Source organism: Cupriavidus sp. H18C1 (assembly GCF_049311595.1).
Classification (GTDB): Bacteria; Pseudomonadota; Gammaproteobacteria; order Burkholderiales; family Burkholderiaceae; genus Cupriavidus; species Cupriavidus cauae.
The window spans coordinates 451,499-477,825 of record NZ_CP186008.1 but is presented as its reverse complement, the minus strand read 5'-3'; the positions used below and the strand labels follow the sequence as shown (position 1 = coordinate 477,825).

Annotated in this window: 15 protein-coding genes, 3 tRNA genes and 3 pseudogenes; 14 read left to right on the top strand and 7 right to left on the bottom strand. The window is 68.1% G+C overall.

Annotated features, from left to right (window positions below; translation table 11 throughout):
• Position 1: 1 nt before the first annotated feature.
• The 3 genes from OJJOAM_RS02235 to hpnC form a co-directional block, all read right to left on the bottom strand.
• A complete protein-coding gene (locus tag OJJOAM_RS02235) occupies positions 2–1,855 on the bottom strand; it encodes a hydroxysqualene dehydroxylase (RefSeq protein WP_422648747.1) in 1,854 nt (617 codons plus the stop codon).
• Positions 1,828–2,664: a presqualene diphosphate synthase HpnD gene (gene hpnD / locus OJJOAM_RS02230; RefSeq protein WP_422649471.1), complete on the bottom strand. Its 837-nt coding sequence runs from the start codon at positions 2,662–2,664 to the stop codon at positions 1,828–1,830. The genes OJJOAM_RS02235 and hpnD overlap by 28 nt, the downstream gene beginning before the upstream one ends.
• Before the next feature lie 118 nt (positions 2,665–2,782).
• On the bottom strand, positions 2,783–3,682 hold the full coding sequence (gene hpnC / locus OJJOAM_RS02225) for a squalene synthase HpnC (RefSeq protein WP_422648746.1): 900 nt from the start codon (positions 3,680–3,682) through the stop codon (positions 2,783–2,785).
• 415 nt (positions 3,683–4,097) lie between these two features.
• Here hpnC and OJJOAM_RS02220 point away from each other — a divergent pair.
• The 5 genes and pseudogenes from OJJOAM_RS02220 to OJJOAM_RS02200 all read left to right on the top strand — a co-directional run.
• Positions 4,098–5,246: pseudogene (locus tag OJJOAM_RS02220) on the top strand (efflux RND transporter periplasmic adaptor subunit); the annotation flags it as partial.
• A gap of 164 nt (positions 5,247–5,410) precedes the next feature.
• Positions 5,411–8,518 (top strand): efflux RND transporter permease subunit, encoded by a 3,108-nt coding sequence (locus tag OJJOAM_RS02215; RefSeq protein ID WP_422648745.1) that lies wholly within the window; start codon positions 5,411–5,413, stop codon positions 8,516–8,518.
• A 219-nt stretch (positions 8,519–8,737) separates the two neighbouring features.
• A tRNA-Leu gene (locus OJJOAM_RS02210) sits at positions 8,738–8,825 on the top strand.
• A 166-nt stretch (positions 8,826–8,991) separates the two neighbouring features.
• Entirely contained in the window at positions 8,992–9,390 is a 399-nt protein-coding gene (locus OJJOAM_RS02205; RefSeq protein WP_422648744.1) for a hypothetical protein, read from the top strand.
• A 274-nt stretch (positions 9,391–9,664) separates the two neighbouring features.
• Positions 9,665–10,138, top strand: a complete 474-nt coding sequence (locus tag OJJOAM_RS02200; RefSeq protein ID WP_149318865.1) for an aminoacyl-tRNA deacylase — start codon at positions 9,665–9,667, stop codon at positions 10,136–10,138.
• Positions 10,139–10,219: 81 nt separating this feature from the next.
• On the opposite strand, the gene OJJOAM_RS02195 is transcribed toward OJJOAM_RS02200, so the two are convergent.
• On the bottom strand, positions 10,220–11,077 hold the full coding sequence (locus OJJOAM_RS02195; RefSeq protein WP_422648743.1) for a 23S rRNA (adenine(2030)-N(6))-methyltransferase RlmJ: 858 nt from the start codon (positions 11,075–11,077) through the stop codon (positions 10,220–10,222).
• Positions 11,078–11,337: 260 nt separating this feature from the next.
• Between OJJOAM_RS02195 and mnmC the strand changes: the two are divergent.
• From mnmC to OJJOAM_RS02155, 8 genes and pseudogenes are all read left to right on the top strand, one after another.
• Positions 11,338–13,308, top strand: a pseudogene (mnmC, locus tag OJJOAM_RS02190) (bifunctional tRNA (5-methylaminomethyl-2-thiouridine)(34)-methyltransferase MnmD/FAD-dependent 5-carboxymethylaminomethyl-2-thiouridine(34) oxidoreductase MnmC); the annotation flags it as partial.
• Between the two features lie 362 nt (positions 13,309–13,670).
• Positions 13,671–15,029, top strand: a complete 1,359-nt coding sequence (gene tig / locus OJJOAM_RS02185; protein WP_149318862.1) for a trigger factor — start codon at positions 13,671–13,673, stop codon at positions 15,027–15,029.
• Positions 15,030–15,112: 83 nt separating this feature from the next.
• Complete coding sequence (clpP, locus tag OJJOAM_RS02180) at positions 15,113–15,763, top strand: ATP-dependent Clp endopeptidase proteolytic subunit ClpP (protein ID WP_006575957.1); 651 nt, start codon at positions 15,113–15,115, stop codon at positions 15,761–15,763.
• Between the two features lie 215 nt (positions 15,764–15,978).
• Complete coding sequence (clpX, locus tag OJJOAM_RS02175) at positions 15,979–17,253, top strand: ATP-dependent Clp protease ATP-binding subunit ClpX (protein WP_149318861.1); 1,275 nt, start codon at positions 15,979–15,981, stop codon at positions 17,251–17,253.
• 242 nt (positions 17,254–17,495) lie between these two features.
• On the top strand, positions 17,496–19,910 hold the full coding sequence (gene lon / locus OJJOAM_RS02170; RefSeq protein WP_422648742.1) for an endopeptidase La: 2,415 nt from the start codon (positions 17,496–17,498) through the stop codon (positions 19,908–19,910).
• Between the two features lie 229 nt (positions 19,911–20,139).
• Positions 20,140–20,216, top strand: a tRNA-Val gene (locus OJJOAM_RS02165).
• A 68-nt stretch (positions 20,217–20,284) separates the two neighbouring features.
• Positions 20,285–20,361 (top strand) — tRNA-Asp (locus OJJOAM_RS02160).
• A 196-nt stretch (positions 20,362–20,557) separates the two neighbouring features.
• Positions 20,558–22,492 (top strand): SurA N-terminal domain-containing protein, encoded by a 1,935-nt coding sequence (locus tag OJJOAM_RS02155; protein WP_422648741.1) that lies wholly within the window; start codon positions 20,558–20,560, stop codon positions 22,490–22,492.
• Positions 22,493–22,645: 153 nt separating this feature from the next.
• Here the strand turns inward: OJJOAM_RS02155 and OJJOAM_RS02150 are convergent, their stop codons facing one another.
• On the bottom strand, positions 22,646–23,305 hold the full coding sequence (locus OJJOAM_RS02150) for a GDSL-type esterase/lipase family protein (protein WP_422649470.1): 660 nt from the start codon (positions 23,303–23,305) through the stop codon (positions 22,646–22,648).
• 88 nt (positions 23,306–23,393) lie between these two features.
• Between OJJOAM_RS02150 and OJJOAM_RS02145 the strand changes: the two genes are divergently transcribed.
• Entirely contained in the window at positions 23,394–24,092 is a 699-nt protein-coding gene (locus OJJOAM_RS02145) for an ABC transporter ATP-binding protein (protein WP_053823111.1), read from the top strand.
• 21 nt (positions 24,093–24,113) lie between these two features.
• Here OJJOAM_RS02145 and pgi read toward each other — a convergent pair whose 3' ends face one another.
• On the bottom strand, positions 24,114–25,778 hold the full coding sequence (gene pgi, locus OJJOAM_RS02140; RefSeq protein WP_422648740.1) for a glucose-6-phosphate isomerase: 1,665 nt from the start codon (positions 25,776–25,778) through the stop codon (positions 24,114–24,116).
• 81 nt (positions 25,779–25,859) lie between these two features.
• A pseudogene (locus OJJOAM_RS02135) lies at positions 25,860–26,249 on the bottom strand (EamA family transporter); the annotation flags it as partial.
• Between the last annotated feature and the right edge of the window lie 78 nt (positions 26,250–26,327).

Sequence of the window (26,327 nt, the reverse complement as noted above, 5' to 3'; positions counted from 1 at the left end):
ATCATGCCGTCGGGGCGGACGGCACGCGCTCGCGCTGCAGCAGCGCCGCGGCCGCCGAGCCGCTGCGCGTCGCCGCTTCGATGGTGGCCGGGTAGGGGCCGTAGGCGCCGCCGTCTGCGTCCCGCCCGTCGGTATAGTCGCCCGCCAGCGCCAGGCGCGGCACGCCGATATCGTTGCCGGGACGCGCGAGGCCCGGCACGCAGCGGAACGTGGCGAGGCGTTCGGCGATCACGAATTCGCCGCGCGCTTCGGCAAGGCGGGCGGCATCGGGAAGCAAGGGCGCCAGTTGCGTGGCAAGTTGCGCGCGCACGCGCCGCGCCAGCTCGCCCTGCGGCAGCGCGGCGGCATCGTCGGCGGCGCTGATGACGACCGACCAGACGTTGTCGTGGGCGGGGTCCTGCGATGCGCTGTTGTCGTCGGCGGACAGCGCCGCGCGATCGAAGACGAATTGCCCGGGCGCGGCGGCACTGGCGTCGAGCGCCAGGAAAGGACGCGGCAAACGCAGCGCGCCGACGTTCAGGTACAGCGTGACGATCGGCACATGGTCGAAGGCGTGCAGCCTTGCGGCGGCGGCCTGCAGCGCGGCGTGGTGCGTGGCGTGGTTCGCGGCGTGGTGCGTGGTTTGGTGCGCAGTCTGGTTCGCGGCGTCGTGCGTGGTTTGGTGGGCAGGCTCGGGCCGATGCGCGGCCTGGTCCGAGCGGAGCGATATCTGCGCCAGCAGCCGTGCCGCCTGCCGCGGCGCGGTGGCGACGACCAGTTGCGCGACCTGCTGCTCGCCGGAGCCGGTCCGCAGCAGCCAGCCGTGCGGGGTCTGCGTGATCTCCTGCACCGCGGCGCCGGTGCGGACCGTGCCGCCCGCGGCCACGATCGCCTGCGCGGCGGCTTCGGGGAACAGCCGGCTCAGGTCCCAGCGCGGCACCAGCATGTCGCTGTCGTCGCGCGCCGCCAGCAGGCTGTCGCGCAGCACGCGGCGGAACACGCGGGCATCGGCCTGTTCCGCCGGCGTGTTCAGCGCGGCCACGCACAGCGGGAACCACAATCGCTTCTGCAGCGAGGGCGGGGCCTGTGCCAGCCACGCGGCGACCGTCTCGCCGGCGGAGTTCGCACAGTTTGCAGAGTCTGCGGAATTTGCCGAGTTGGCGGAGTTGGCGGAGTTGGCGGAGTTGGCCGAGTTGGCGGAGTTGGCCGAGTTGGCGGAGGCCGCGGATTTGGCGCAGGCGGCGGAGGCGCAGGCGGCATGCGCCGCCTCGTCGTCCGCCCGCAGCCGCGCCAGCACCTTCGCCAACGCCGCGCGCTCATGCCAGCCGAGCCGGCGCGCGGTCAGCCCCATGCCGACCAGATGCCAGGGCGCGGGCAGGCGCGGCGCCTGCAGCCGCCAGCCGTCGGCATAGGCCATCTGCAGCGGCAGCCGCAGCAGCGCGGCCTCGGGATCGACGCCGGCGCGGCGCATCAGGGCAAGGGTATGGCGATAGGCGCCGAGCAACAGATGCTGGCCGTTGTCGAGTTCGCCCGCGACCTGCGGATGGCGCCGGGCGACGCGGCGCGCGCGGCCGCCGAGCACCGGCGCGGCCTCGAACACATGGACCACGCGGCCGGCCTGCGCCAGTTCGAGCGCGGCGGCCATGCCGGCCCAGCCGCCGCCGATGATGCCGACCGAGCCGTCCCCGTCCACTGCGCCGCCCACTGCGCCGTCCAGGTGCACGGCGCCCACAGCGCCCACAGCCCCCGCAGCGGTGCCCGCGCTTACAGAGCTGACCGCGCCGACCCCGCCGCCGGCTTGCGGCGACGTGGCGTCGGGCGTGGCGGAGCCTTCCGCCATCGCGGTGGTCAGCGGTTGCGTATCCACGTCTTCCATGCGATCCACAGCTTGCGCATGGGTGTCAGCGAGATGCGCTGGTTCAATACCTGGAAGCCACTGGCCTCGATCTCGTCGAGCAGCGCGTGGTAGATCGCGCCCATCAGCAGCCCCGCACGCTGCGCGCGGCGGTCGACCTCCGGCAGCAGCGCCAGCGCCTCGCGATAGAAGGTGCGCGCGCGCTCGGCGTGATAGGCCATCAGCGCGACGAAACGCGGCGAATGGCGGCCCTGCATGATGTCCGCGGCCGGCACCTCGAAGCGCTGCAGCACATTGACCGGCAGATAGAGCCGGCCGCGCCGCGCGTCCTCGCCGACGTCGCGAATGATATTGACCAGCTGCAGCGAACGCCCGAGCTTCTCGGCGAATTCGAGCGTGCGCGGGTCGCGGTAGCCGAAGATGCGCGCGCTCATGGTACCGACCACGCCGGCCACGCAATGGCAATAGCGGTCGAGGCCGGCCTCGTCCAGATAGCGCGTCTGCATCAGGTCCATCTCCATGCCTTCCAGCACCTCGGCGAGCATCGGCTGCGTCAGGCCGCAGGAGGCCAGATGCGGCTGCAGCGCCAGCGTGGTCGGATGGGTGGGGGCGCCGGCAAACAGGCGGTTCAGCTCGCCGTGCCACCAGGCCAGCTGTTGCTGGGCGACGGTCAGGTCCTGGGTCTCGTCGACGACGTCGTCGACTTCGCGGCACCAGGCATAGAGCGCGGTGATGGCGCGCCGCCGTTCCGGGGGCAGGAACAGGAAGCTGTAGTAGAAGCTGGAGCCGCTCTGGGCGGCCTTGTCTTGGCAGTACTGATCGGGCGTCACGCCGGTCTCGGGCTCGCTAGGGGACACACTCGGGGACTCTGTCTGGGGCGCTATCCGGGCGCTATCCGGGCTCAATGCGCGCTCTATGTGGGCTCAGGCTGGATTCAAATGCCTGGGCTCAATGAGCGGGCTTGCTCGGCGCGGTGCCGGTGCGGTAGCGGGTTGCCGCTCGCCAAGCCAGCAGCAGCCAGTCGGCGGGCCCCAGCGTCGGGCGGCGCCGGAAGACATCGTAGCCGACGGCCTCGATGCGTTCCAGCACGCGCAGGCCGCCTTGCACCACCAGCCGCAACTCCCAGCCGATGCGCCAGTCCGCCGTCCGCGGCAGGTCCAGCGCGAGCGAAGCGCCGGATTGTAGCATCGCCTCCGTGCGTATCTTCAGCTCCTCCATCAGCGCCAGCCAGCGCACGTCGCAGCGGCCCTCGGCCAGCGCGTCGTCGTCGACGCCGTGGCGCGCCATCGCGTCGGCCGGCAGGTAGACACGGCCGCGCGCGAAGTCGATCGCGACGTCCTGCCAGAAGTTGACCAGTTGCAGGCCGGTGCAGATCGCATCGGCGCGCGCGAAGCGGTCCGGCGTGGCCGCGCCGTACAGATGCAGCATCAGCCGGCCGACCGGGTTGGCCGAGCGGCGCGAGTAGTCGAGCAGGCTGTCCCAGTCGGCATGGCGGTGCACGGTCACGTCCTGTCGGAAGGCATCGAGCAGGTCGTGGAACAGCGGCAGCGGCAGGCGGTATTCGGCGATGACGTCGGCCAGCGCGCGCATCATCGGCGTGCCCGGATCGGTGCCGGCGTCGATCCGGTCGAGCGCATCGGACAGCGCGCCAAGCGCGGCCAGGCGCTCCTGCGGCGCGGCATCGCCCTCGTCGGCCAGGTCGTCGGCGGTGCGGGCGAAGCGGTAGATCACCGCCACTGGCCGGCGCAGCCGGCGCGGCAGCAGCACGCTGGCGACCGGGAAGTTCTCGTAGTGGCCGATGGCCAGGCCGTCGGGGGCGGCTGCGGAGGGCGGCGTCGGCATTGGCATCGGGACTTGGATTGGGATTGGGATCGCGTCGGCGGCGCTGGGCGCGCCGGGGTGGGACATGGCCGCAGCATTGTAATCACCGGCGCGCCACCGAGCACCTGCAAGCCGCGCAAGGGGCGCCCATGTGCCGCTTTCCACCCTACCGATAGGGGGCATGCCGGCACGCATCGGACGCCAAATAGCGGGTAAATCCCCGGTTTCGGTCCGCAAATCTGTCGATTCGTCGCGTCGCGTTTGACGCACCCCAAACGGCTCGATATATTGCTGACCGGCCGGTTATTTACTGCCGGACCCGCCGTCCCCGGGGCGGCGCCATCGTCGTGTCGCGCGGCAGCGTTGCTGCTCGCCGCCAGTCCGGCCGTGCCGGCGCACGTCGCCTCCCGTCATGCCGTTGCACCCGTCTTATCGCCATCCCATGCCAGTGCCTTGTCCCGGGCCGGAAGTCGCGGCCGTCAACGTTTTCAGGACCTCGCCGTCGATCGTCGGCGCGGTGTTGCTCGGTGCCGTGCTGGTGCTCGGCGCCTGCTCGCGCGAGCCCGAGCGCGCGCCCGAGGTCCGGCCCGTGCGTCTGCTGCAACTGCAGTCGGCCACCGGCCAGTCCTCCTACGAGTTTTCCGGCGACGTGCGGCCGCGTATCGAATCCCGGCTCGGTTTCCGCGTCGGCGGCAAGATCGCGGCGCGCCTGGTCGACGTGGGCGCCACGGTGCGGCGCGGGCAGCCGCTGGCCCGGCTCGATCCGACCGATCTGAACCTGGCCGAGCAGGGCTCGCGCGCGCAGTACGAGGCGGCGCGCACCGACCGCGACCTGGCCGCCGCGGATCTGAAGCGCTACAACGACCTGTTCGCCAAGGGTTTTATCAGCGCGGCGGAGCAGAACCGGCGCCAGGCCAGCTACGAGGCCGCGGCCGCGCGGCTGCGCCAGGCCGAGGCCGCGTTGCGCGAGCAGAGCAACCAGACCGGCTATACCGTGCTGGCCGCCGATGCCGACGGCGTGGTCACCGCGATCGACGCCGAAGTGGGGCAGGTGGTCAGCGCGGGGCAGGCGGTGGTGCGGGTCGCGCAGACCGCCGAGAAGGAGGTCGCGATCGGCCTGCCCGAGGATCAGGTCGACTGGCTGCGCAATATCCGCGACGTCAGCGTGCGGACCTGGGCCGAGCCCGACCGCATCCTGCCGGGCCGCGTGCGCGAGATCGCCGCGGCCGCCGATCCGGTGACGCGCACCTACGCGGCGCGCATCACGGTGCCCAATCCGCCCGCCGACCTGAAGTTCGGCATGACCGCGATGGTCACCTTCGTGCGGACCGGGGCATCGCCCGCGGTGCGCGTGCCGCTGACCGCGCTGCTGCAGCAGCAGGGCACGAACCAGGTATGGGTCTACGACGGCGCGGCCGGCACGGTGCAGCCGGTGGCGGTCACGCTGGGCCAGCCGATCGGCAACGAGATCGAGGTCAGGAGCGGGCTGCGTCCCGGCCAGACCATCGTCACCGCGGGCGTGCATCTGCTCAAGCCGGGACAGAAGGTGCGGCCGCTGCAGTCGGTCGCGTCCGCGTCGGCGCCTGGGGCGGCTGCGGGGGGCGGCTCCGGGGTCAACTCCGGGGTCAGCTGGTACCGCGGTTCCAGCCCCTGCGCCCACCGCTGCTGCGGCCAGCGCGCCGGCAAGTGCGCCGGCCCCTGCGCCCACCAGCGCCCCGGCCAGCGCGCCGGCCGCTCGCAGCTAAGGGCGCCGCGATGGAGCATTCCCGATTCAATCTGTCGCGCTGGGCGCTCGAGCACCAGGCGCTGACGCGCTATCTGCTGGTGGTGTTCCTGCTGGCCGGCCTGATGTCGTATTTCCAGCTGGGCCAGGACGAGGACCCGCCGTTCACCTTCCGCGTGATGGTGGTGCAGGCCTTCTGGCCCGGCGCCACCGCCGAGCAGATCGCGGTGCAGGTCACCGACAAGCTCGAGCGCCAGCTGCAGGAGGTGCCCTACGCGGACAAGATCCGCAGCTTCTCCAAGCCGGGCGAGACCACCGTGATCTTCCAGCTGCGCGACGACGCGCCGGCGAAGGAGACCGCGCAGATCTGGTACACGGTGCGCAAGAAGATCGGCGATATCGCCGGCACGCTGCCGGCCGGCGTGCGCGGGCCGTTCTTCAACGACGAGTTCGGCGATGTCTACGGCACCATCTACGCGCTGTCCGCCGACGGCTTCACCTACAAGGAGCTGCGCGAATATGCCGACCTGGTGCGCCAGCAGCTGCTGCGCGTGCCGTCGGTCGCCAAGGTGTCGCTGATCGGCCTGCAGGACGAGAAGATCTATATCGAGTTCAACCAGACCCGCTTCGCGCAGCTCGGGCTGGACCTGAACGCGATCGCCGACCAGATCGCCGAGCAGAACAACCTGACCGCCAGCGGCGTGCTGGTGACGCCGAGCGATAACGTGCAGGTGCGCGTGTCGGGCCAGTTCGCCGATGTCGGCGATCTGCGCAATATGGTGCTGCGCGGGCCCAACGGCGCGGCGAACATCCGGCTCGGCGACATCGCGCGTGTCTATCGCGGCTATGTCGATCCGCCGGCGCCGCGCATGCGCTTCAACGGCAAGGACGTGATCGGCCTGGGCATCTCGATGGAGAAGGGCGGCGACATCATCGCACTGGGCGAGGCGCTGCGCGCCGAGGCCGACACGCTGCGCAAGCAGCTGCCGGTCGGCATCGAGATGGAGCAGGTGCAGGACCAGCCCGAGGCGGTCAAGCGTTCGGTCGGCGAGTTCGTGCGCGTGCTGATCGAGGCGGTGGTGATCGTGCTGGCGGTCAGCTTCATCTCGCTGGGCCTGCACACCAAACCGCTGCGGCTCGACGCGCGCCCCGGCCTGGTGGTGGCGCTGACGATCCCGCTGGTGCTGGCGGTCACGTTCCTGTTCATGAACGTGTTCGATATCGGCCTGCACAAGGTCTCGCTTGGCGCGCTGATCATCGCGCTGGGGCTGCTGGTCGACGACGCCATCATCGCGGTCGAGATGATGGTGCGCAAGCTGGAGGAGGGTTTCTCCAAGATGGAGGCCGCGACCTTCGCCTATACCTCGACCGCGATGCCGATGCTGACCGGCACGCTGATCACCGCCGCGGGCTTCCTGCCGGTGGGTCTCGCGCGTTCGACGGTCGGCGAATACACCTTCGCCATCTTCGCGGTGACGGCGCTCGCGCTGGTGCTGTCGTGGCTGGCGGCGGTCTATTTCACGCCGTATCTGGGCTACCTGCTGCTGAAGGTCAAGCCGAGCGAGGGCGGCCATCACGAGGTGTTCGACACGCCGTTCTACGCGCGCTTCCGCCGCGCGGTGGACTGGTGCGTGGACTGGCGCAAGACCGTGATCGCGATCACGCTGGCGACCTTCGCGCTCGGCATCTTCGCCTTCCAGTTCGTCGAGAAGCAGTTCTTCCCCGATTCCAGCCGGCCCGAGCTGATGGTCGAGATGTGGCTGCCCGAGGGCGCCAGCTTCGCGCAGAGCGAGGCCGAGGCCAGGCGCTTCGAGGCCGCGCTGCGCGGCGATGCCGATGTCGGCAGCATCACCACCTTCGTCGGCACCGGCGCGCCGCGCTTCTATCTGCCGCTGGACCAGATCTTCCCGCAGAGCAATGTCGTGCAGCTGATCGTGCTGCCGGTCGACGTCGAGGTGCGCGAGCGGCTGCGCCAGCGCATCATCGCGCTGCTGGCGAGCGACTTCCCGCAGCTGCGCGGCCGCGTCAAGCTGCTGCCGAACGGGCCGCCGGTCGCCTATCCGGTGCAGTTCCGCGTGATCGGGCCCGAGGCGGCGGGGGTGCGGCGGATCGCGGATCAGGTCAAGGCGATCATGAGCGCCAATCCGAATACGGTCGGCGTCAACGACAACTGGAACGAGAACGTCAAGGTGCTGCGCCTGGACATCGACCAGGAAAAGGCGCGCGCGCTCGGCGTGACCACCAATGCGATCGCCCGCGTCACGCAGACCGTGCTGACCGGCGCGCCGGTCGGCCAGTATCGCGACGGCGACAAGCTGATCGACATCGTGATGCGCTCGGCCCGGGACGAACGCGAGGCGCTGGCCGATCTGCACAACGTGCAGGTGCCGACCGCCAGCGGGCGCGCGGTGCCGCTCACGCAGGTCGCGCGCATCGGCATCCGCTCCGAGCCGGGCATCGTCTGGCGCGAGAATCGCGATTTCGGCGTGACCGTGCAGGCCGACGTGGTCGACGGCATCCAGGGGCCGACCGTGACCGCGCAGATCGATCCGCAGCTCGACAAGCTGCGCGCCGAGCTGCCGGCCGGCTACCTGATCACCGTGGCCGGCGCCGAGGAGGAGAGCGGCAAGGCGGGCGCGTCGATCGCCGCGCAGCTGCCGCTCTGCGTGTTCCTGATCTTCACGCTGCTGATGCTGCAGCTGCACAGCTTCTCGCGCGCGGTGATGGTGTTCCTGACCGGCCCGCTCGGGTTGATCGGCGCCGCGGCGACCCTGTTGCTGCTGCAGGCGCCGATGGGCTTCGTCGCCCAGCTGGGCATCACCGCGCTGGTCGGCATGATCATCCGCAACTCGGTGATCCTGGTCGACCAGATCGAGCAGGACATCCGCGCCGGCGTGCCGGCCTGGACCGCGATCGTCGAGGCCGCGGTACGCCGCTTCCGGCCGATCATGCTGACCGCGGCGGCCGCCGTGCTGGCGATGATCCCGCTGTCGCGCTCGGTGTTCTGGGGGCCGATGGCGGTCGCGATCATGGGCGGCCTGCTGGTTGCCACGGTGCTGACGCTGCTGTTCCTGCCGGCGCTGTACGCCGCCTGGTTCCGCGTGCGCCGGCCGGAGGAGGCCAGCGGCGTGATGGCTTGATCGGGGCCTGATCGCGGCCTGGCGATGGGCTGCCCGGGGGACTGGATTCGCGCCGAACCATGCGCTACAATCCGCGGTCTTTGCCGGGCAGCGGTGCAACGCCGCAGGCCGGTCGGAGAAGCAGGGGGGCGCATGCAGTTCCGGTCGCCTCCTTTGTTTTTTCGGCCTTGATGCCCGACAGACCGCGGAGCCTCCCGTCAGGGCGGCACCGCTTGGACCGCGAGGGTGGCGAAATTGGTAGACGCACCAGGTTTAGGTCCTGACGCCAGCAATGGTGTAGGGGTTCGAGTCCCCCTCCCTCGCACCACACTTCCTGATCGTCTCGTTTCCCGTACGGCAGCGCCCGGCCGCCGCGATTGGTGAAACATTTGCTTACCGACGTTTCACCGGATGGCTCGCCGGGGATCCGCGCCGGCGCTAAGCTCCCCGACAAGAAGAACGCCGTCGCGCCCCCGTCGAATCGGGACAACATCATGACCCTCACAGCAAAAACCCTCTGTCTCGCCGCCTTGCTCGCGCTGCCGCTGGCCGTCCACGCCGATCCCTGGAAGGACGAGAGCGGCCATGGCAAATGGCGCGGCCATCACCATGGTGGCGACTACAAGGAAGAGTACTGGGACGGCAACTGCAAGGTCGAACGCAAGTTCAAGGGCAACGGCGACTACAAGGGAAGAGCGCAAGTGCAAGGGACCGCGCTACGGGTACTACGGCCCGGCGCCGGTCTATGTCCAGCCGGCCCCGGTCTATGTCGAGCCGGCACCGGTCTATGTGCCGCCGGGCGTCACCGTGCACGGCACCGTGACATTCCCGCGGTGATCCGCTCGTGGCTCCGCCGGTGGTTCCTCGCTGACGCCTCGCTGACTCTTCTCTGACTCCTCGCTGATTTGCCGCTGATTCCCTGCTGAACCCCGGCTGAATCCCGGCTGAATCCCGGCTGAATCCCGGCTGAATCCCGGCTGAATCCCGCGGCTTGCCCGTTCCAGCGGGCGGTGCGAGCGCCGCCGCCCGCGTTCCCCCGTCCCGTTCCCGCGTCCTATAGTAGATACCCGCAGGCCAGCGTTGCACCGGCGCCCCCGTTCGCGGACGGCGCGCCACGCGCCTCACGCCAGTGCGCGCCATCCCTGTATCTCCAAGAGGGGAACCATCATGGCACTGGCAACCACCCTGGCGACTTGCCTGAGCAGCAAGAACAGCCATTTCGATATCATCCGCCACCCCTATGCGCTGGGCAGCATGGCGACCGCGCAGGCGGCCCATGTTCCGGGCGATCGCCTGGTCAAGACCGTATTGCTGGAGGACGAGGCCGGCTATGTGGTGGCGGTGATGCCGTCGACGCGCCTGCTCGATCTGTCCGAGCTATGCGAGCGCACCGGCCGCCGGCTGACGATGGCCAGCGAGGACGAAGTGCGCGAAGTGTTCAAGGACTGCGTGCTGGGCGCGATCCCGCCGGTCGGCATGGCCTATGGCATGCGCACGTATATCGACGAGAGCCTGCTTGGCCAGCCCGAGGTCTACTTCGAGGCGGGCGACCACGAGGAACTGATCCATATGACCACGGAGGCCTTCCTCGACCTGATGGCCGGCGCGGAGCGAGGGCAGTTCACCCGCCGCATGATGTAGCGCGGAAGCGGGGCGGCCGTGCGCGGACGGTAGCTGTCGGCGCGCTGCACGGCGCCGGTGATGCGAAACGCCGCCGCGCCGTCAGGGCTGCTCGCCTTCCAGCGTGAACGTCGCGCCGGCGTCCTGGCCGAGCAGCTCGACCAGCGCCGGCAGCGCCGCCTCCAGCGCCGCCCGCAGCGTCCACGGCGGATTGGCCACGAACATGCCGCTGCCATGCAGGCCGAGCCCGCCGGGCACCGGGTGCTTGACCGTCAGCGTGGCATGCAGCCAGCTCTTGAACGGCAGCGCCTTCATCTGGACCGGCAATTGCGCGGACTCGCGCCGCTGCACCTGCGGATACCAGACCGCATAGGTACCGGTGGCGAAGCGCTGCAGCCCGTCGCGCAGGCACTGCACGGTGCGGGCGTAGTCCTGCTTGTCCTCGTACGACGGATCGATCAGCACCAGCGCGCGGCGCGGCGGAGGCGGCAGGATGGCCTTGATGCCGCCGAAGCCGTCGCCGTCGTACAGCATCACGCGGCGTCCCGCGCCGCGGAAGTTCTCGCGCAGCACCTGGATCTCGGTGCTGTGCAGTTCGAACAGCCGCAGCCGGTCCGCGTCGCGCAGCATCTGCCAGGCTAGCCACGGCGAGCCGGGATAGTGCCGGAGGCGGCCGTCCGGGTTCAGCGTGCGCACCTGGTCCAGGTATTCCTGCAGCAGCGGTGGCAGTTGGCGGCCGTCCGCGGCGGCCCGCCACAGCGGGCCGATGCCGGTCTCGAACTCCGACTTCTTGGTCGCATAGCCCTCGTCCAGCGCGTAAAGGCCGGCGCCGGCGTGCGTGTCGATGTACCAGAACGGCTTGTCCTTCTGCGTCAGGTAATCGAGCAGATGGGTGACGATGGCGTGCTTGAGAACGTCGGCGTGATTGCCGGCGTGGAAGGCGTGGCGATAGCTGAGCATGGCAGGGGCGGGCGGAGCAGGGCGCCATGCTACCATCCGGCCGACCTTTCGCGGCGGCGGCGGCCGTCATGCGGCGGTTTGCGCCGGGTTTACGGCGGTTTTTGCGCCGGTTCCTGCGTCGGTTCCTGCGTCGGTTGTTACGCCGGTGATGCGCCGATGATGCGCCGGTGATGCGCCGGTGATGCGCCGGTGATGCGCCGATTTTTCCGTGCCGCGAGACGCCTTGCCCCGCCGTCGTTCCCTGTTTTTCCGTTCTCCCGATGCCCCGCGCCCTCTATCCCGCCGAGCCCATCCTGTCCGACCAGGGTACGCCGTACTCGCCCCGCTATGACGACGTCTATCACAGCGTCGAGGGCGGGCTGGCGCAGGCGCGGCATGTCTTTCTCGGCGGCAATGGCTTGCCCGAGGCGTGGCAGGGGCGGGAACAATTCGTCATCGTCGAGACGGGCTTCGGCCAGGGACTGAATTTCCTGGCCACGTGGCAAGCCTGGCGCGACGACCCGTGCCGCTGCGCGCGCCTGCATTTCGTCTCGATCGAGAAGCATCCGTTTACCCGTGAAGGCCTGGCGGCGCTGCATGTCGATCTCGAAGAGTTGGCGCCGCTCGCGCAGCAGTTGCAGGCCGCGTGGCCCCTGGCGCTGCCGGGGCTGCATCGGCTCGTCTTCGACGGCGGCGCGGTGGTGCTGACGCTGGCACTGGGCGACGTGCAGGCGCTGCTGCCGCGGCTGGCCGTCGGCGCCGACGCCTTCTATCTGGATGGCTTCGCCCCGGCGCGCAATGCCGACATGTGGGACCCGGTGGTGATGAAGGGGCTCGCCCGGCTGGCGCGCCCCCGGTGCCACGCTGGCGACCTATACGGCCGCCGGCTTCGTGCGGCGCGGCCTGCAGGCGGCGGGGTTCGAGGTCAGCAAGGCGCCGGGCTTCGGCAGCAAGCGAGACATGACGGTCGCGCGCGTGCCGGCCGAGCGCCGGCGCCGCCATGCGCCGCCTTCGCCCGGTGTCTGGGCGCGGCGCCACGCGATCGTGGTCGGGGCGGGGCTCGCCGGCTGCGCTGTGACCGAGCGGCTGGCGGCGCGTGGCTGGCGCGTGACGCTGATCGACGCGCACGACGGCCCGGCGCGCGAGACCTCGGCGCATCGCGCGGCGGCCATGCACCCGCATCTGTCGCCCGACGACAGCGTGCTGTCGCGGCTGTCGCGCGCCGGCAATCTCCATGCATTGCGGGCCTGGCAGGCGCTGGCCGAGGCGGGGCATCCGGTCGGCTGGCATGGCTGCGGCGTGCTGCAGGTCGGTCAAGACGACGAAGACACGGCGCTTCAGCAGCGCGCGCTCGCCGAACTGGGGCTGCCGCCGGAGTACGTGCGCTGGATGTCCGCGCAGCAGGCCGCCGACGAGCATGGCGCCACGGTGGCGCGCGGCGGCCTGTGGTTCCCCCCAGGGGGGATGGGTCGCGCCGCCCGACGTCTGTCGCGCCCAACTGGCGATGGCAGGGGCGGCCGTGGAGACGCGGTTCGGCTGCCGTATCGCCTCCCTGCACCGGACCGATGACGGCTGGCAGGTGTTCGACGAGGCGGGGCGGCCGGTGGCCGAAGCCCCGGTGCTGGTGCTCGCCAATGCGCACCACGCCAGCGGCCTGCTGCCGCTGCGCCATTTGCCGATCCGGCGCGTACGGGGGCAGCTGACCACGCTTGAGCCCGGCGATGTCGCCCGGCTGGGCCGCTGGCCCGACTGTGTGGTGACGGGCAGCGGCTACCTGTTGCCGCGCGACGGGGACGGCAGCGCCAGAATCGGGTCCAGCTACGAGCCCGACGAAGGACCGCTGGCCGAGCGGGTCGAGACGCATGCCGACAATCTGCGCCGGCTGTCGATGCTGTTGCCCGACAGGAGCGCTGCACTGGACGGGCTGGACCCCGCCAAGCTGCATGGCTATGTCGGCGTGCGCAGCGGTCTCGCACAATCGCTTGCCGTGGGTCGGCCAGGTGGCCGACGAGGCCGAGTGCGAGCGCCGGGCGGCCTCGCTGCGCGGCGCGCATCTGCGCGATCTGCCGCGGGTGCCGGGCCTGTATGTGGCGCTGGCGTTCGCTTCGCGCGGGCTGACCTGGGCGGCGCTGGCCGGCGAACTGCTGGCCAGCCGGATCGAGGGCGAGCCGCTGCCGATCGAAAGCGATCTGGCCGACGCGCTGGATCCGGCGCGGCTGCTGCTGCGGGCGCTGCGGCATGGGCAACATGGCGGCGCAGGGCAGGATGCCGAGCCGGATGCCGAACGGGATGCCGAACGGGATGCCGAACGGGATGCCGAACGGGATGCCGAACGGGATGCCGGGCAGGGCGCCGAGCGGCCCGGTCAGGCCCTGTCAGGGTAAAAACTGCCGGAACCGGATCGAAACCGTGCGATAATCCGCGTTTTCCGTTTGCGCGGTGTGTTTGTTTGCGCGAGTTCGCGATCGGGGCTCAGGCGGCGTGTCCGCGTGCTCCATGCGTGGCTGGTGCGTGCGAACCGTTCGACGGCCTGAGGGAGAAAATCCCTGCACGCAGGCACGCAAGCGGAACGCGCTGACGAACACAACAACATTTCTGGATTGGATTGACGACCATGTCGAATGTGATTGAAAACCTCGGCAAACTCGACCGCAAGGTGACCCTGGCCATTCCGAAGGCCGAGGTCGAGAAGGAGAAGCAGGAGCGCCTGGTTCGCCTGTCGAAGACGGTCAAGATGGCCGGCTTCCGCCCGGGCAAGGTGCCGATGAAGATGGTCGAGAAGCAATACGGCCAGCAGGTCGAGTTCGAAGTGCGCTTCGACAAGGCCGCCCGCAAGTTCTTCGACATCACCCAGCAGCAGGACGTCAAGGTCGCCGGCCAGCCCAAGTTCGAGATCAAGACCGAAGGCGTGGCGGACGACGAAGTGGCATTCGACGCCACCTTCGAGGTCTACCCGGAAGTCAAGATCGGCGACCTGTCGGCCGCCGAAGTGGTCCGCACGAAGACCGAGATCACCGACGCCGAGATCGACAAGACCATCGAGATCCTGCGCAAGCAGCGCGTCCACTACCACGCCCGCGGCGAAGCCGGCGAGCACGGCGACGGCGGCGGTGAAGTGGCGGCCAAGAACGGCGACCGCGTGACGGTCGACTTCGTCGGCAAGATCGACGGCGTCGAGTTCGCCGGCGGCAAGGCCGAGGACTTCGTCTTCGTGCTGGGCGAAGGCCGCATGCTGCCCGAGTTCGAGCAGGCCGCGCTGGGCCTGAAGGTCGGCGAGAGCAAGACCTTCCCGCTGGCGTTCCCCGAGGACTATCACGGCAAGGAAGTCGCCGGCAAGACCGCCGAATTCACCATCACGATGAAGCAGGTCGAGTGGGCTCACCTGCCTGAAGTCGACGACAACTTCGCCAAGTCGCTGGGCATCGCCGACGGCAGCGTCGAGAAGATGCGCGCCGACATCCGCGAGAACCTGGAGCGCGAGGTCAAGCGCCGCACGCACGCGATGCTGAAGGACCAGGTCATGGAAGCGCTGATCAAGGCCAGCGAGCTGGACGTGCCCAAGGCACTGATCGAGCAGGACCAGGAGCGCCTGGTGCAGATGGCCCGCCGCGACCTCGAGCAGCGTGGCATGCCGAACGCCAAGGACATGCCGATCCCGCCGGAGATGTTCGCGCAGCAGGCCGAGCGCCGGGTCAAGCTGGGCCTGATCCTGGCCGAGATCGTCAAGGCCAACGGTCTGGAAGCCAAGGCCGACCAGATCAAGGCCGAGATCGAGGAGTTCGCCAAGAGCTACGAAGATCCGAAGGAAGTCATGCGCTGGTACTACGGCGACCAGCAGCGCCTGGCGGAGATGGAAGCCTACGTGCTCGAAAACAACGTGGTAAATTTCGTGTGCGAGAAGGCCAAGGTCATCGACAAGCCGGTGTCCTTCGAGGAGCTGACGGCCGAAGGCAACGGCGGCCAGCAAGCCTGATCGAAAGAAAAAGCCGCCTTCGGGCGGCTTGTTTGCCTTTCGCCGAGGCCACTGGCCTGCCACCGAATTCTGGAGAACCCTGCATGACCCGCAATGATTTGCTCGATCGTCTCGCCACCACGCAAGCCTCGGCGCTGGAGACCATGGGCCTCGGGCTGGTGCCGATGGTGGTCGAGCAGTCCGGTCGGGGCGAGCGCGCCTATGACATCTACTCGCGCCTGCTGAAGGAGCGCCTGGTGTTCATGGTGGGCGAAGTCAACGACCAGACCGCCAATCTGGTGATCGCGCAGCTGCTGTTCCTGGAGAGCGAGAATCCCGACAAGGATGTCTTCCTCTACATCAACTCGCCGGGCGGTTCGGTATCGGCCGGTCTGGCGGTGTACGACACGATGCAGTTCATCAAGCCGGACGTGTCGACGCTGTGCATGGGCATGGCCGCCAGCATGGGCGCGTTCCTGCTGGCCGCCGGCGCCAAGGGCAAGCGCCTGGCGCTGCCCAACTCGCGGATCATGATCCACCAGCCGCTGGGCGGCGCGCGTGGCCAGGCCTCGGACATCGAGATCCAGGCGCGCGAGATCCTCTATCTGCGCGAGCGCCTGAATTCGATCCTGGCCGAGGTCACGGGTCAGCCGGTCGAGAAGATTGCCCGCGATACCGACCGGGACAATTTCATGAGTGGCGACCAGGCGGTCGACTACGGCCTGATCGACAAGGTGATTGCCCGCCGCGGTTGAGCCTGGCGCGGCGCGCCGGCTTCGAACCCTGATCCGGCCTCAAACGGCCAAGCCTACACCACATAACGAGGCCCCGCGCCTCGTTTGTGGTGTTTGCCCCCACACCTTGGGGGTTCCGCCCGCTGCCCGAAAGGTTTTGGCGTATGATGCGTTTGACGCGTATCGCCAAGGTCCTTTCTGCGCCCTGGCGCGCCCCTGCTAATGTGACGATTCCTATGGCGGACAAAAAAGGTTCATCCAGCGAGAAGCTTCTGTATTGCTCCTTCTGCGGCAAAAGCCAGCACGAGGTCAAGAAGCTGATCGCCGGCCCGTCGGTGTTCATCTGCGACGAATGCATCGACCTGTGCAACGAGATCATTCGCGATGAAGCCGCCGGCGCCGACAAGGACGCCCCGGCCGCGGCCAAGTCGGATCTGCCGACGCCGCACGAGATCCGCGAAAGCCTGGACCAGTATGTGATTGGCCAGGAGCAGGCCAAGAAGATCCTGGCCGTGGCTGTCTACAACCACTACAAGCGGCTCAAGCATCTCGGCAAGAAGGACGATGTCGAGCTCTCCAAGAGCAATATCCTGCTGATCGGCCCGACCGGTTCGGGCAAGACGCTGCTCGCGCAGACGCTGGCACGCCTGCTCAACGTTCCCTTCGTGATCGCCGACGCGACCACGCTGACCGAAGCCGGCTATGTCGGCGAGGACGTCGAGAACATCATCCAGAAGCTACTGCAGAACTGCAATTACGAGGTCGAGAAGGCCCAGCGCGGCATCGTCTATATCGACGAGATCGACAAGATCTCGCGCAAGTCGGACAACCCGTCCATCACGCGCGACGTGTCGGGCGAGGGCGTGCAACAGGCGCTGCTGAAGCTGATCGAGGGCACCATGGCCTCGGTGCCGCCGCAAGGCGGGCGCAAGCATCCGAACCAGGACTTCCTGCAGGTCGATACCACCAATATCCTGTTTATCTGCGGCGGCGCCTTCGATGGACTGGAGAAGGTGATCATGCAGCGTTCGGACAAGACCGGCATCGGCTTCGGCGCGCAGGTCCAGAGCAAGGAAGAGCGGGATGTCAGCGAGGTCCTGCCGCAGACCGAACCAGAAGACCTGATCAAGTTCGGCCTGATCCCCGAGCTGATCGGCCGCCTGCCGGTGGTCGCGACGCTGTCCAAGCTGGACGAGGCCGCGCTGATGCAGATCCTGGTCGAGCCCAAGAACGCGCTGGTCAAGCAGTATCAGAAACTGCTGGCGATGGAAGGCGTCGAACTGGAAATCCGGCCGGCAGCGCTGTCCGCGATTGCCCGCAAGGCTATCAAGCGCAAGACGGGCGCGCGTGGCCTGCGTTCGATCCTCGAACAATCGCTGATGGATGTCATGTACGACCTGCCGAATTACAAGGGCGTGCAAAAAGTCGTGATCGACGAAAGCACCATCACGGGCGACGCACCTCCCTTGCTGATGTACGAGGACCAGCCCAAAGTGGCTGGCTCCAACTGACGCGAACGCCGGCGCATGGGCGGATCCCACGCCGGCAGCCAACCGACAGGCCGTTCGCGAAAAGCGAGCGGCTTTTTTCTTCATTTCGCCAAACGAACGGGAGGAAACGCGGGTATGCTGTTTGCGCGGGATTCGCAAGTGTCGGGGCCGTCATTTGACTGACGCTGCGAACCGGTGATTGCTGTCTTGTAATCGGTTCGTGCGACCCAATTTACGCCTTAAATGACTGACTGGGGAAACTGATGTCTGGAACACAACTCCTCCCGGCTGAGCCGATTCGCCTCCCACTGTTGCCGCTGCGCGACGTGGTGGTGTTTCCGCACATGGTGATCCCGCTGTTCGTGGGTCGCCCGAAGTCCATCAAGGCGCTGGAAACTGCGATGGAGTCGGGCAAGAGCATCATGCTCGTGGCCCAGAAGACGGCGGCGAAGGATGAGCCCACCGCCGAAGACCTGTACGAGGTCGGCTGCATCGCCAATATCCTGCAGATGCTGAAGCTGCCGGACGGCACCGTGAAGGTGCTGGTCGAAGGCACGCAGCGCGCGAATATCCGCGAAGTGAGCGAGGACGACTCGCATTTCATGTGCGAGGCCGTGCCGGTGCCCCTGGGCCCGGGCGAAAGCGCCGAGACCGAGGCCCTGCGCCGCGCGATCGTGTCGCAATTCGACCAGTACGTGAAGCTGAACAAGAAGATCCCGCCGGAGATCCTGACCTCGCTGTCGGGCATCGACGAGCCGGGTCGCCTGGCCGATACCATCGCCGCGCATCTGCCGATCAAGCTCGAGCAGAAGCAGAAGATCCTGGAGATGGTCAACGTGACCGAGCGCCTGGAGAGCCTGCTGTCGCAGCTCGAGGGCGAGATCGACATCCTGCAGGTCGAGAAGCGCATCCGTGGCCGCGTCAAGCGGCAGATGGAGAAGAGCCAGCGCGAGTACTACCTGAACGAGCAGGTCAAGGCCATCCAGAAGGAACTGGGCGAGGGCGAAGAGGGCGCCGATCTCGAGGAGCTCGACAAGCGCATCAAGGCCGCCCGCATGCCGAAGGAGGCCAAGAAGAAGGCCGAGGCCGAGTTCAAGAAGCTCAAGCTGATGTCGCCGATGTCGGCCGAGGCGACCGTCGTGCGCAACTACATCGACACGCTGGTCAACTTGCCGTGGCGCAAGAAGAGCAAGGTCAATAACGACCTGGCCAACGCCGAGCGCGTGCTGGACGAGGACCACTACGGCCTCGAGAAGGTCAAGGAACGGATCCTGGAATACCTCGCCGTGCAACAGCGCGTCGACAAGGTCAAGGCGCCGATCCTGTGCCTGGTCGGGCCGCCCGGGGTCGGCAAGACCTCGCTCGGCCAGTCGGTGGCGCGTGCCACGAACCGCAAGTTCGTCCGCATGGCGCTGGGCGGCGTGCGCGACGAGGCCGAGATCCGCGGTCACCGCCGGACCTATATCGGTTCGATGCCCGGCAAGATCCTGCAGAGCCTGACCAAGGTCGGCGTGCGCAATCCGCTCTTCCTGCTCGACGAGATCGACAAGATGGGCATGGATTTCCGCGGCGACCCGTCGTCGGCGCTGCTCGAGGTGCTGGACCCGGAGCAGAACCACACGTTCCAGGACCACTACATCGAGGTGGACTTCGACCTGTCGGACGTGATGTTCGTGGCGACCTCGAACTCGCTGAACATTCCGCCGCCGCTGCTCGACCGGATGGAAGTGATCCGGCTGTCCGGCTACACGGAGGAAGAGAAGGTCAATATCACCCAGCGTTATCTGCTGCCGAAGCAGATCCGCAACAACGGGCTGAAGCCGGGCGAGATCGAGGTCACCGAAGCGGCGATCCGCGACATCATCCGCTACTACACCCGGGAAGCCGGCGTGCGCTCGCTCGAACGCGAGGTGTCGAAGATCGCCCGCAAGGTGGTCAAGATGCTGCTGCTGAAGAAGGAGAGCGGCACGGTCAAGGTCGATTCGGAGAACCTGGACAAATTCCTCGGCGTGCGCAAGTACGACTTCGGTCTGGCCGGCAAGGAAAACCAGGTGGGCCAGGTCACGGGTCTGGCGTGGACCGAGGTTGGCGGCGATCTGCTGACGATCGAGGCCGCGCTGATGCCGGGCAAGGGCAATATCACCCGCACCGGCTCGCTGGGCGACGTGATGAAGGAATCGGTCGAGGCGGCCCGTTCGGTGGTGCGTTCGCGCGCCCGCCGGCTGGGCATCACCGACGAGATGTTCGAGAAGCGGGACATCCACATCCACGTGCCCGAGGGCGCGACGCCGAAGGACGGTCCGTCCGCCGGTATCGCGATGACGACGGCGCTGGTGTCGGTGCTCAGCGGCATCCCGGTGCGCGCCGATGTGGCGATGACCGGCGAGATCACGCTGCGCGGCGAAGTGCTGCCGATCGGCGGTCTGAAGGAGAAGCTGCTGGCCGCCCACCGCGGTGGCATCAAGCTGGCGCTGATTCCCGAGGAGAACGTCAAGGACCTCGCCGACATCCCGGACAACGTCAAGAACAATATCGAGATCGTTCCGGTGCGCTGGATCGACAAGGTGTTGGAAATGGCGCTCGAGCGCAAGCCCGAGCCGTTGCCGGAAGAAGTTGCCAGCCCTGCCGAAGTCAAGGACAAGGGCGCGGCCGCCACGCACGAGATGATTCACCACTGATCGCGTGAGGGGCGGGGCGGGGCAATCCCACCCGCGCCCGCCGGCACCGCAAAACCGCAGGGTTCGCCCTGCGGTTTTTTTGCGCGCCGCGCGGTGTTCGGCTTGGCAAAGCCAAACACGCTGTATTACACTTGCGGCCTCGCAGCGCAAACGGCAGTCAACGGCTGATACGTGCGCGGCGATACAGCCTGATTGGCGGCATTGCGGCCACATCGCGGCAACATCGAGCGGGTGCTTAGCTCAGCTGGTAGAGCGGCGCCCTTACAAGGCGTAGGTCGGGGGTTCGATCCCCCTCAGCACCCACCACTCACTCGATGCCCGATCGCCATGCCTCCGCGTCGTCAGGCCGTGTCGCCGGCAGCGAGACCGACATCGGAGTGGTAGTTCAGTCGGTTAGAATACCGGCCTGTCACGCCGGGGGTCGCGGGTTCGAGTCCCGTCCACTCCGCCACATTGCATCCGGGCACCGCCAGGTGGCCGGCCGAATCAGCCGCCTCCATGCGGCTGTTTTCATTTGTAGCCCGTCTTGTCGCTCGTCTTTTTGCCCCGCCCGCAGCGGCCGCCGACGCCACATCCATCGGGCGACCCTGCGCAGCCTGCTAGAATCGCGGAGTTTGACCTCCGTCCCAACTTGATCCCGAGTCAGCATGCTTGATTTCGTTCGCAACAACCGGCGCCTGATGCTTTTGCTGCTGCTGGTGCTGGTGTTTCCGTCGTTCGTGTTCTTCGGCGTGGAAAGCTATTCGCGCTTCATGGACAGCTCGCACGACGCCGCCAAGGTCGGTGGCCGCGCCATCACCCAACAGGAAGTCGATAACGTGCTGCGCGAGCAGTCGGAACGGATGCGTCAGGTGCTGGGCGCCGCCTACGATCCGCGCCAGTTCGAAGGGCCCGAGGCGCGCAAGGCCGTGCTCGACCAGCTGATCCTGCAGCGTGTGGTCGCCGACGAAGTCAATCGCGAGCATCTGACCGTGTCGAACGAGCGCCTGTACGAGGCGATCATCGCGATCCCCGCGATCGCTCAGCTGCCGAAGAAGGCGGACGGCACGGTCGAGGACAAGGCCTATATCGAACTGCTGGCCTCGCAGGGCATGACGCCCGAACAGTTCGACGCACGCATGCGCTTCGACCTGGCGACGCAGCAGCTCGGCCAGTCGATCGGTGCCACGGCCTTCATGCCGAAGTCGCTGCTCGACCGCCTGATCGCCGCGCGCGACCAGCAGCGCGAGGTCCAGCCGCTGCTGCTGAAGGCGACCGACTACGCCGCCAAGGTCACGGCCGACGACGCCGCGCTGAAGGCGTACTACGACAAGCATCGCCAGGCCTTCAGCGTGCCCGAGCAGGCCAAGGTCGAATACCTGGTGCTGTCCGCCGATGCGCTGGCCGCCGGCATCAGCATCACGCCCGAGCAGCTCAAGTCCTACTACGACAGCAATATCGCCCGCTTCCGTACCGACGAGCAGCGCCGCGCCAGCCATATCCTGATCGCCGCCTCGAAGGACGCGCCCGCCGCGGAACGCCAGGCCGCCAAGGACAAGGCGACCAAGCTGCTGGAAGAGTTGCGCAAGCAGCCGGACACCTTCGCCGACGTCGCGCGCAAGCAATCGCAGGACCCGGGCTCGGCGGAGAAGGGCGGCGACCTCGGCTTCATGGGCCGCGGCGCGCTGGTCAAGCCGTTCGAGGACGCGATGTACGCGCTGCAGCCGAACCAGCTCAGCGATGTGGTCGAGACCGACTATGGCTATCACATCATCAAGGTGACCGAGGTCAAGCCGGCGCAGACGCGTCCGCTCGAGGCGGTCAAGACCGAGCTCGAGGCCGAACTGCGCAAGCAGCTGGCGGCCAAGCAGTTCACCGAGCAGGCCGATGCCTTCGGCAATACCGTCTATGAGCAAGCGGACAGCCTGAAGCCGGCCGCCGACAAGTTCAAGCTGACAATCCAGACCGCCGACAACGTGACCCGCGCGCCGAACCCCGCGCTGGGCGCCAACAATCCGCTGAACAACGAGAAGGTGCTGACCGCGCTGTTCAGCGACGACGCGATCAAGAACAAGCGCAACACCGAGGCGATCCAGGTCGGTCCGGAAACGCTGGTTGCCGGCCGCGTAGTCGAGTATCGCCCGGCATCGGTGCGGCCGTTCGACGCGGTGCGCGACCAGGTCCGCGCGCAGTACGTCGCCGAGCAGGCCGCCGAACTGGCGCGCAAGGACGGCGAAGCGCAGCTGGCCAAGCTCAAGCAGAGCGGTTCGGCCGACGGTTTCGGCGCGTCCGTGACGGTGTCGCGCCAGCAGCCGTCCGGCCTGGCGCCGAAGGCGGTCGAGGCCGTGATGCGTGCCGATGCGTCGAAGCTGCCGGCGATGGTCGGCGTCGATCTGGGCGCGCAGGGCTATGCGATCTATCGCATCGCCAAGGTTTCGCAGCCGACGCAGGCCAATCCCGCGCAGCGCCAGGCCGATGCCCAGCAGCTGTCGCAGCTGGCCGGCCAGAGCGAACTGGAAGCGTTCTTCGAGAGTCTGAAGGCGCGGTCGGACGTCGAGGTGCTCAAGCCCGCGGCGCCGGCGGAATCGCAGCCGGCAGGTTGATGGCGAACGGCAGGCCCTGCAGGGTCTGCCCGGTAGTCATAGACGACGCACAGAGAAAAGGGGCCCCGCGGGGCCCTTTTCTCATGCGCCGGTGGTCAGGGCCACCGGGCTATCGTTCATGCGCCGGGGGTCAGGCCACCGTGCCGCCGGTCATCAATTCATCCATTCATCCCCGCAGGGCAACGTGCTGCGGCTTACCCGCGGCGCTGCTGCGCCTTGCCTTCCTCCGCGCTGCGCCGCTGGCGCCTGAGCAGCGGCTCCAGCTGCGGCCATACGGTATCGAGCAGCGCCGGCTGGGCCTGCGCGGTCGGATGGATGCGATCGTCCTGGAACCAGTCGGGCCGCGTCACCACCTTGTCGAGCAGGAAGGGCACCAGCGGCAGCTGATATTCCTTCGCCAGCTTCGGATACAGCGCGAAGAAGCGCTCGGTGTAGTCGGGCCCGTAGTTGGGCGGGATCCGCATGCCGATCAGCAGCACGCTGGCCTTGGCCGCCTTCGCGCTGGTGACGATCTGGCGCAGATTGGCCTCGGTGCTCTGCAGCGGCAAGGCCGCGCAGCGCGTCGTTGGCGCCGAGCTCGACCACCACGACGGCGGGCCGGTGGCGGGTCAGCAGATCGGGCAGGCGGGTCTTGCCGCCCACCGTGGTCTCGCCGCTGATGCTTGCATTGACGACGCTATAATCGAACCTCTCCGCGCGCAGGCGGTCTTCCAATAACTTGACCCATCCTGCGCCGCGCGCGATGCCGTATTCCGCCGACAGGCTGTCGCCAAGCACCAGGATGGTGGGTGAGCGTTGCGCCAGCGCGGGCATCGCCGCCAGCGCCAGCAGCCCGCCCAGCACCAGGGCGCGCCAGCGTCCACCGATGTCCCGCCAGAAACCGTTCCGGAAACCCTTGCTCATGTCCTCATCCATTCTTGCTGTCGAATCCTTGGGAAAGACCGTGACGGACGCGACCGGTTCGCTGACGATTCTGCACGACGTGTCCTTTTCCGTCACGCCCGGCGAAACGCTGGCCATCGTCGGCGCCTCGGGTTCGGGCAAATCGACGCTGCTGGGGCTGATGGCGGGCCTCGATCTGCCGAGCCGCGGCACCGTGTCGCTGCACGGCCACGATCTGTTCGCGCTCGACGAGGACCAGCGCGCCGCGCTGCGCGGCCGGCATGTCGGCTTCGTGTTCCAGTCCTTCCAGCTGGTCGGCCATCTGACCGCGCTGGAGAACGTGATGCTGCCGCTGGAGCTGCGCGGCGAGACCGACGGCGTGCGCGAGCGCGCCAAGGCGATGCTGGAACGGGTCGGCCTGGGCGCGCGCCTGTCGCACTATCCGCGCACGCTGTCGGGCGGCGAGCAGCAGCGCGTGGCGCTGGCCCGTGCCTTCGTCACGCGGCCCGATATCCTGTTCGCCGACGAGCCGACCGGCAGCCTCGATACCGCGACCGGCGAAGCGGTGATCGCGCTGATGTTCGAACTGAACCGCGACGCCGGCTCGACGCTGGTGCTGGTCACGCACGACCGCTCGGTCGCGGCGCGCTGCGGCCGCATCCTGACCATCGAGGCAGGGAAGGTCGCCAGCGACGAGTGGATGGGCGCCGAGGTCTGAGCACGCGGCCGGGGCCGGCGCTCAGCCTCCTCGGGCCAGCGCGCTTCTGGCGCGCGCGATCAGCGCGCTGGTGGACGGATCGTGCGGACCTTCGCCGCGTCCGTTCAGCTCGGCCTCGATCGGCCGCGCCAGCAGCTTGCCCAGTTCGACGCCCCACTGGTCGAACGAGTTGATATTCCAGATCGCGCCCATCACGAAGGTGCGGTGCTCGTACAGCGCGATCAGCGCGCCCAGTGCGCGCGGCGTGATGCCCTCGATCAGCAGCATATTGCTGGGCCGATTGCCCGCGAAACGCATATGCGCGATGCGCTCGGGCTCGACGACGCCGGCCGCGCGCAGTTCTTCCTCGGTTCGTCCGCGCATCAGCGCCTCGGCCTGCGCGAAGCAGTTGGCCAGCAGCTTGGCATGATGGCCCGGCAGCGTGCGCGGGGCGGACAGCGGCGCGACGAAGTCGACCGGCACGATCTGCGAGCCCTGGTGGATCAGCTGGAAATAGGCGTGCTGGCCATTGGTGCCGGCCGTGCCCCAGACCACGGGCGAGGTGTCGACGCGCACCGGCTGGCCGTCGCGCTGCACCGACTTGCCGTTGCTCTCCATTTCCAGTTGCTGCAGGAAGGCGGGGAACAGTTCCAGCGAGGTCGAGTACGGTGCCATGCAGCTGGTCGGCAGGCCGAACACATTGCGGTACCAGACCCCCAGCAGGCCCAGGATCACCGGCATGTTGCGCGCGAGCGGCGCGGTGCGGAAGTGCTCGTCCATCTCGCGGCCGCCGGCCAGCAATTCGGCAAAGGCCTCGAAGCCCAGCGCCAGCGTGATCGACAGCCCGACCGACGACCACAGCGAAAAGCGGCCGCCGATCCAGTCCCAGAACTCGAACATATTGGCCGGGTCGATGCCGAAGGCGCGTACGGCTTCGACATTGGTCGATACCGCGACGAAATGGCGCGCCAGTCCGCTCTCCGGCACGCCGCGCGCGACAAACCACTGGCGCGTGCTGTTGGCATTCGCCATCGTCTCGAGCGTGGTGAAGGTCTTCGAGCAGACGATCACCAGCGTGCGTTCGGGATCGAGCCGCGCCAGCGTCTCGGCCAGCTCGGTGCCGTCGACGTTGGAGACGAAATGCACGCGCGGCCCCGCTGCAGCGCCACCAACGCTGCCGTCATCGCGACCATCGCCCGCAAGATGCGCCAGCGCGCGGCACACCATGCGCGGTCCGAGGTCCGAGCCGCCGATGCCCAGGTTCACCACGTCGGTGATGGTCTTGCCGCTATGCCCCTTCCATTCGCCGCTGCGCACGCGCTGCGAGAAGTCGCGCATGCGCGCGAGCACATCGTGCACCGCCGGCATCACCGGCTTGCCGTCGACCTGGAACGCGGCATCGGGCGCGGCGCGCAGCGCCATATGCAATGCGGCCCGATCCTCGGTCGCATTGATATGTGCGCCAGCGAACATGGCATCGCGCCGCGCGGGTACGCCGGCCTCTTCGGCGAGCTGGACCAGCAGGTCCATCGTCTGCGGCACGATGCGGTTCTTCGAGTAGTCCAGGAACAGGCCGGCCGCTTCCAGCGAGAACCGGTCGACCCGCTCGCCGGCGTCCGGCGCGGCAAACCAGTCGCGCATCCGCTGGTCGCGAATCGCTTGGTAGTGCTGCTGCAGACGTTGCCAGGCGGGAAGGTGAGTGGGCATTGCGAAATACGTGCGGAGAAGACGCAGGATGTGCCGAGTATAGCGTGCACATTCCGCGAGAACTGTCAGACAACGCCGCAATCAGCGCGTTCCGCCCAGGCTCCTGGCCACCAGCCGCAATGCCGATTCGCCGCCCGCGACCCACACGCCGCCCGCGCAGATCACCGCGATGCCCAGCGCCGTGGTCCAGTCCGGCAGCTGGCCGAAGGCGAGGAAGCCGACCGTGGTCGCCGAGATGATCTGCAGATAGAGGAAGGGGCTGAGGAACGATGCGTCGGCGTACTGGAAGGCGCGGATCACGAAGTAGTGGCCGAGCGAACCGGTGATGCCGGCCGACAGCAGCAGCGCGCATTGCAGCGGCGTCGGCATCGCGGTGAACCAGAAGAAGGGCACCAGCAGCGTGGTCAGCGCGGCGCCGGTGATGCCGCTCCAGATCAGCGTGGTCATCGGCGCATCGTGGGCCGCCATGCGCCGCGTCAGCATTTGCAGCAGCGCGAACAGCAGCGCCGAGGTCAGGCCCAGCGCCACGCCGCCCGGCGTCAGCTCGCC

Excerpts from the sequence above, each read along its gene's own strand:
- OJJOAM_RS02235 (WP_422648747.1), bottom strand. The coding sequence starts at position 1,855 with ATGGAAGACGTGGATACGCAACCGCTGACCACCGCGATGGCGGAAGGC.
- hpnC (WP_422648746.1), bottom strand. The coding sequence starts at position 3,682 with ATGCCAATGCCGACGCCGCCCTCCGCAGCCGCCCCCGACGGCCTGGCC.
- OJJOAM_RS02215 (WP_422648745.1), top strand. The coding sequence starts at position 5,411 with ATGGAGCATTCCCGATTCAATCTGTCGCGCTGGGCGCTCGAGCACCAG.
- OJJOAM_RS02205 (WP_422648744.1), top strand. The coding sequence starts at position 8,992 with ATGACCCTCACAGCAAAAACCCTCTGTCTCGCCGCCTTGCTCGCGCTG.
- OJJOAM_RS02200 (WP_149318865.1), top strand. The coding sequence starts at position 9,665 with ATGGCACTGGCAACCACCCTGGCGACTTGCCTGAGCAGCAAGAACAGC.
- OJJOAM_RS02195 (WP_422648743.1), bottom strand. The coding sequence starts at position 11,077 with ATGCTCAGCTATCGCCACGCCTTCCACGCCGGCAATCACGCCGACGTT.
- tig (WP_149318862.1), top strand. The coding sequence starts at position 13,671 with ATGTCGAATGTGATTGAAAACCTCGGCAAACTCGACCGCAAGGTGACC.
- clpP (WP_006575957.1), top strand. The coding sequence starts at position 15,113 with ATGACCCGCAATGATTTGCTCGATCGTCTCGCCACCACGCAAGCCTCG.
- clpX (WP_149318861.1), top strand. The coding sequence starts at position 15,979 with ATGGCGGACAAAAAAGGTTCATCCAGCGAGAAGCTTCTGTATTGCTCC.
- lon (WP_422648742.1), top strand. The coding sequence starts at position 17,496 with ATGTCTGGAACACAACTCCTCCCGGCTGAGCCGATTCGCCTCCCACTG.
- OJJOAM_RS02155 (WP_422648741.1), top strand. The coding sequence starts at position 20,558 with ATGCTTGATTTCGTTCGCAACAACCGGCGCCTGATGCTTTTGCTGCTG.
- OJJOAM_RS02150 (WP_422649470.1), bottom strand. The coding sequence starts at position 23,305 with ATGCCCGCGCTGGCGCAACGCTCACCCACCATCCTGGTGCTTGGCGAC.
- OJJOAM_RS02145 (WP_053823111.1), top strand. The coding sequence starts at position 23,394 with ATGTCCTCATCCATTCTTGCTGTCGAATCCTTGGGAAAGACCGTGACG.
- pgi (WP_422648740.1), bottom strand. The coding sequence starts at position 25,778 with ATGCCCACTCACCTTCCCGCCTGGCAACGTCTGCAGCAGCACTACCAA.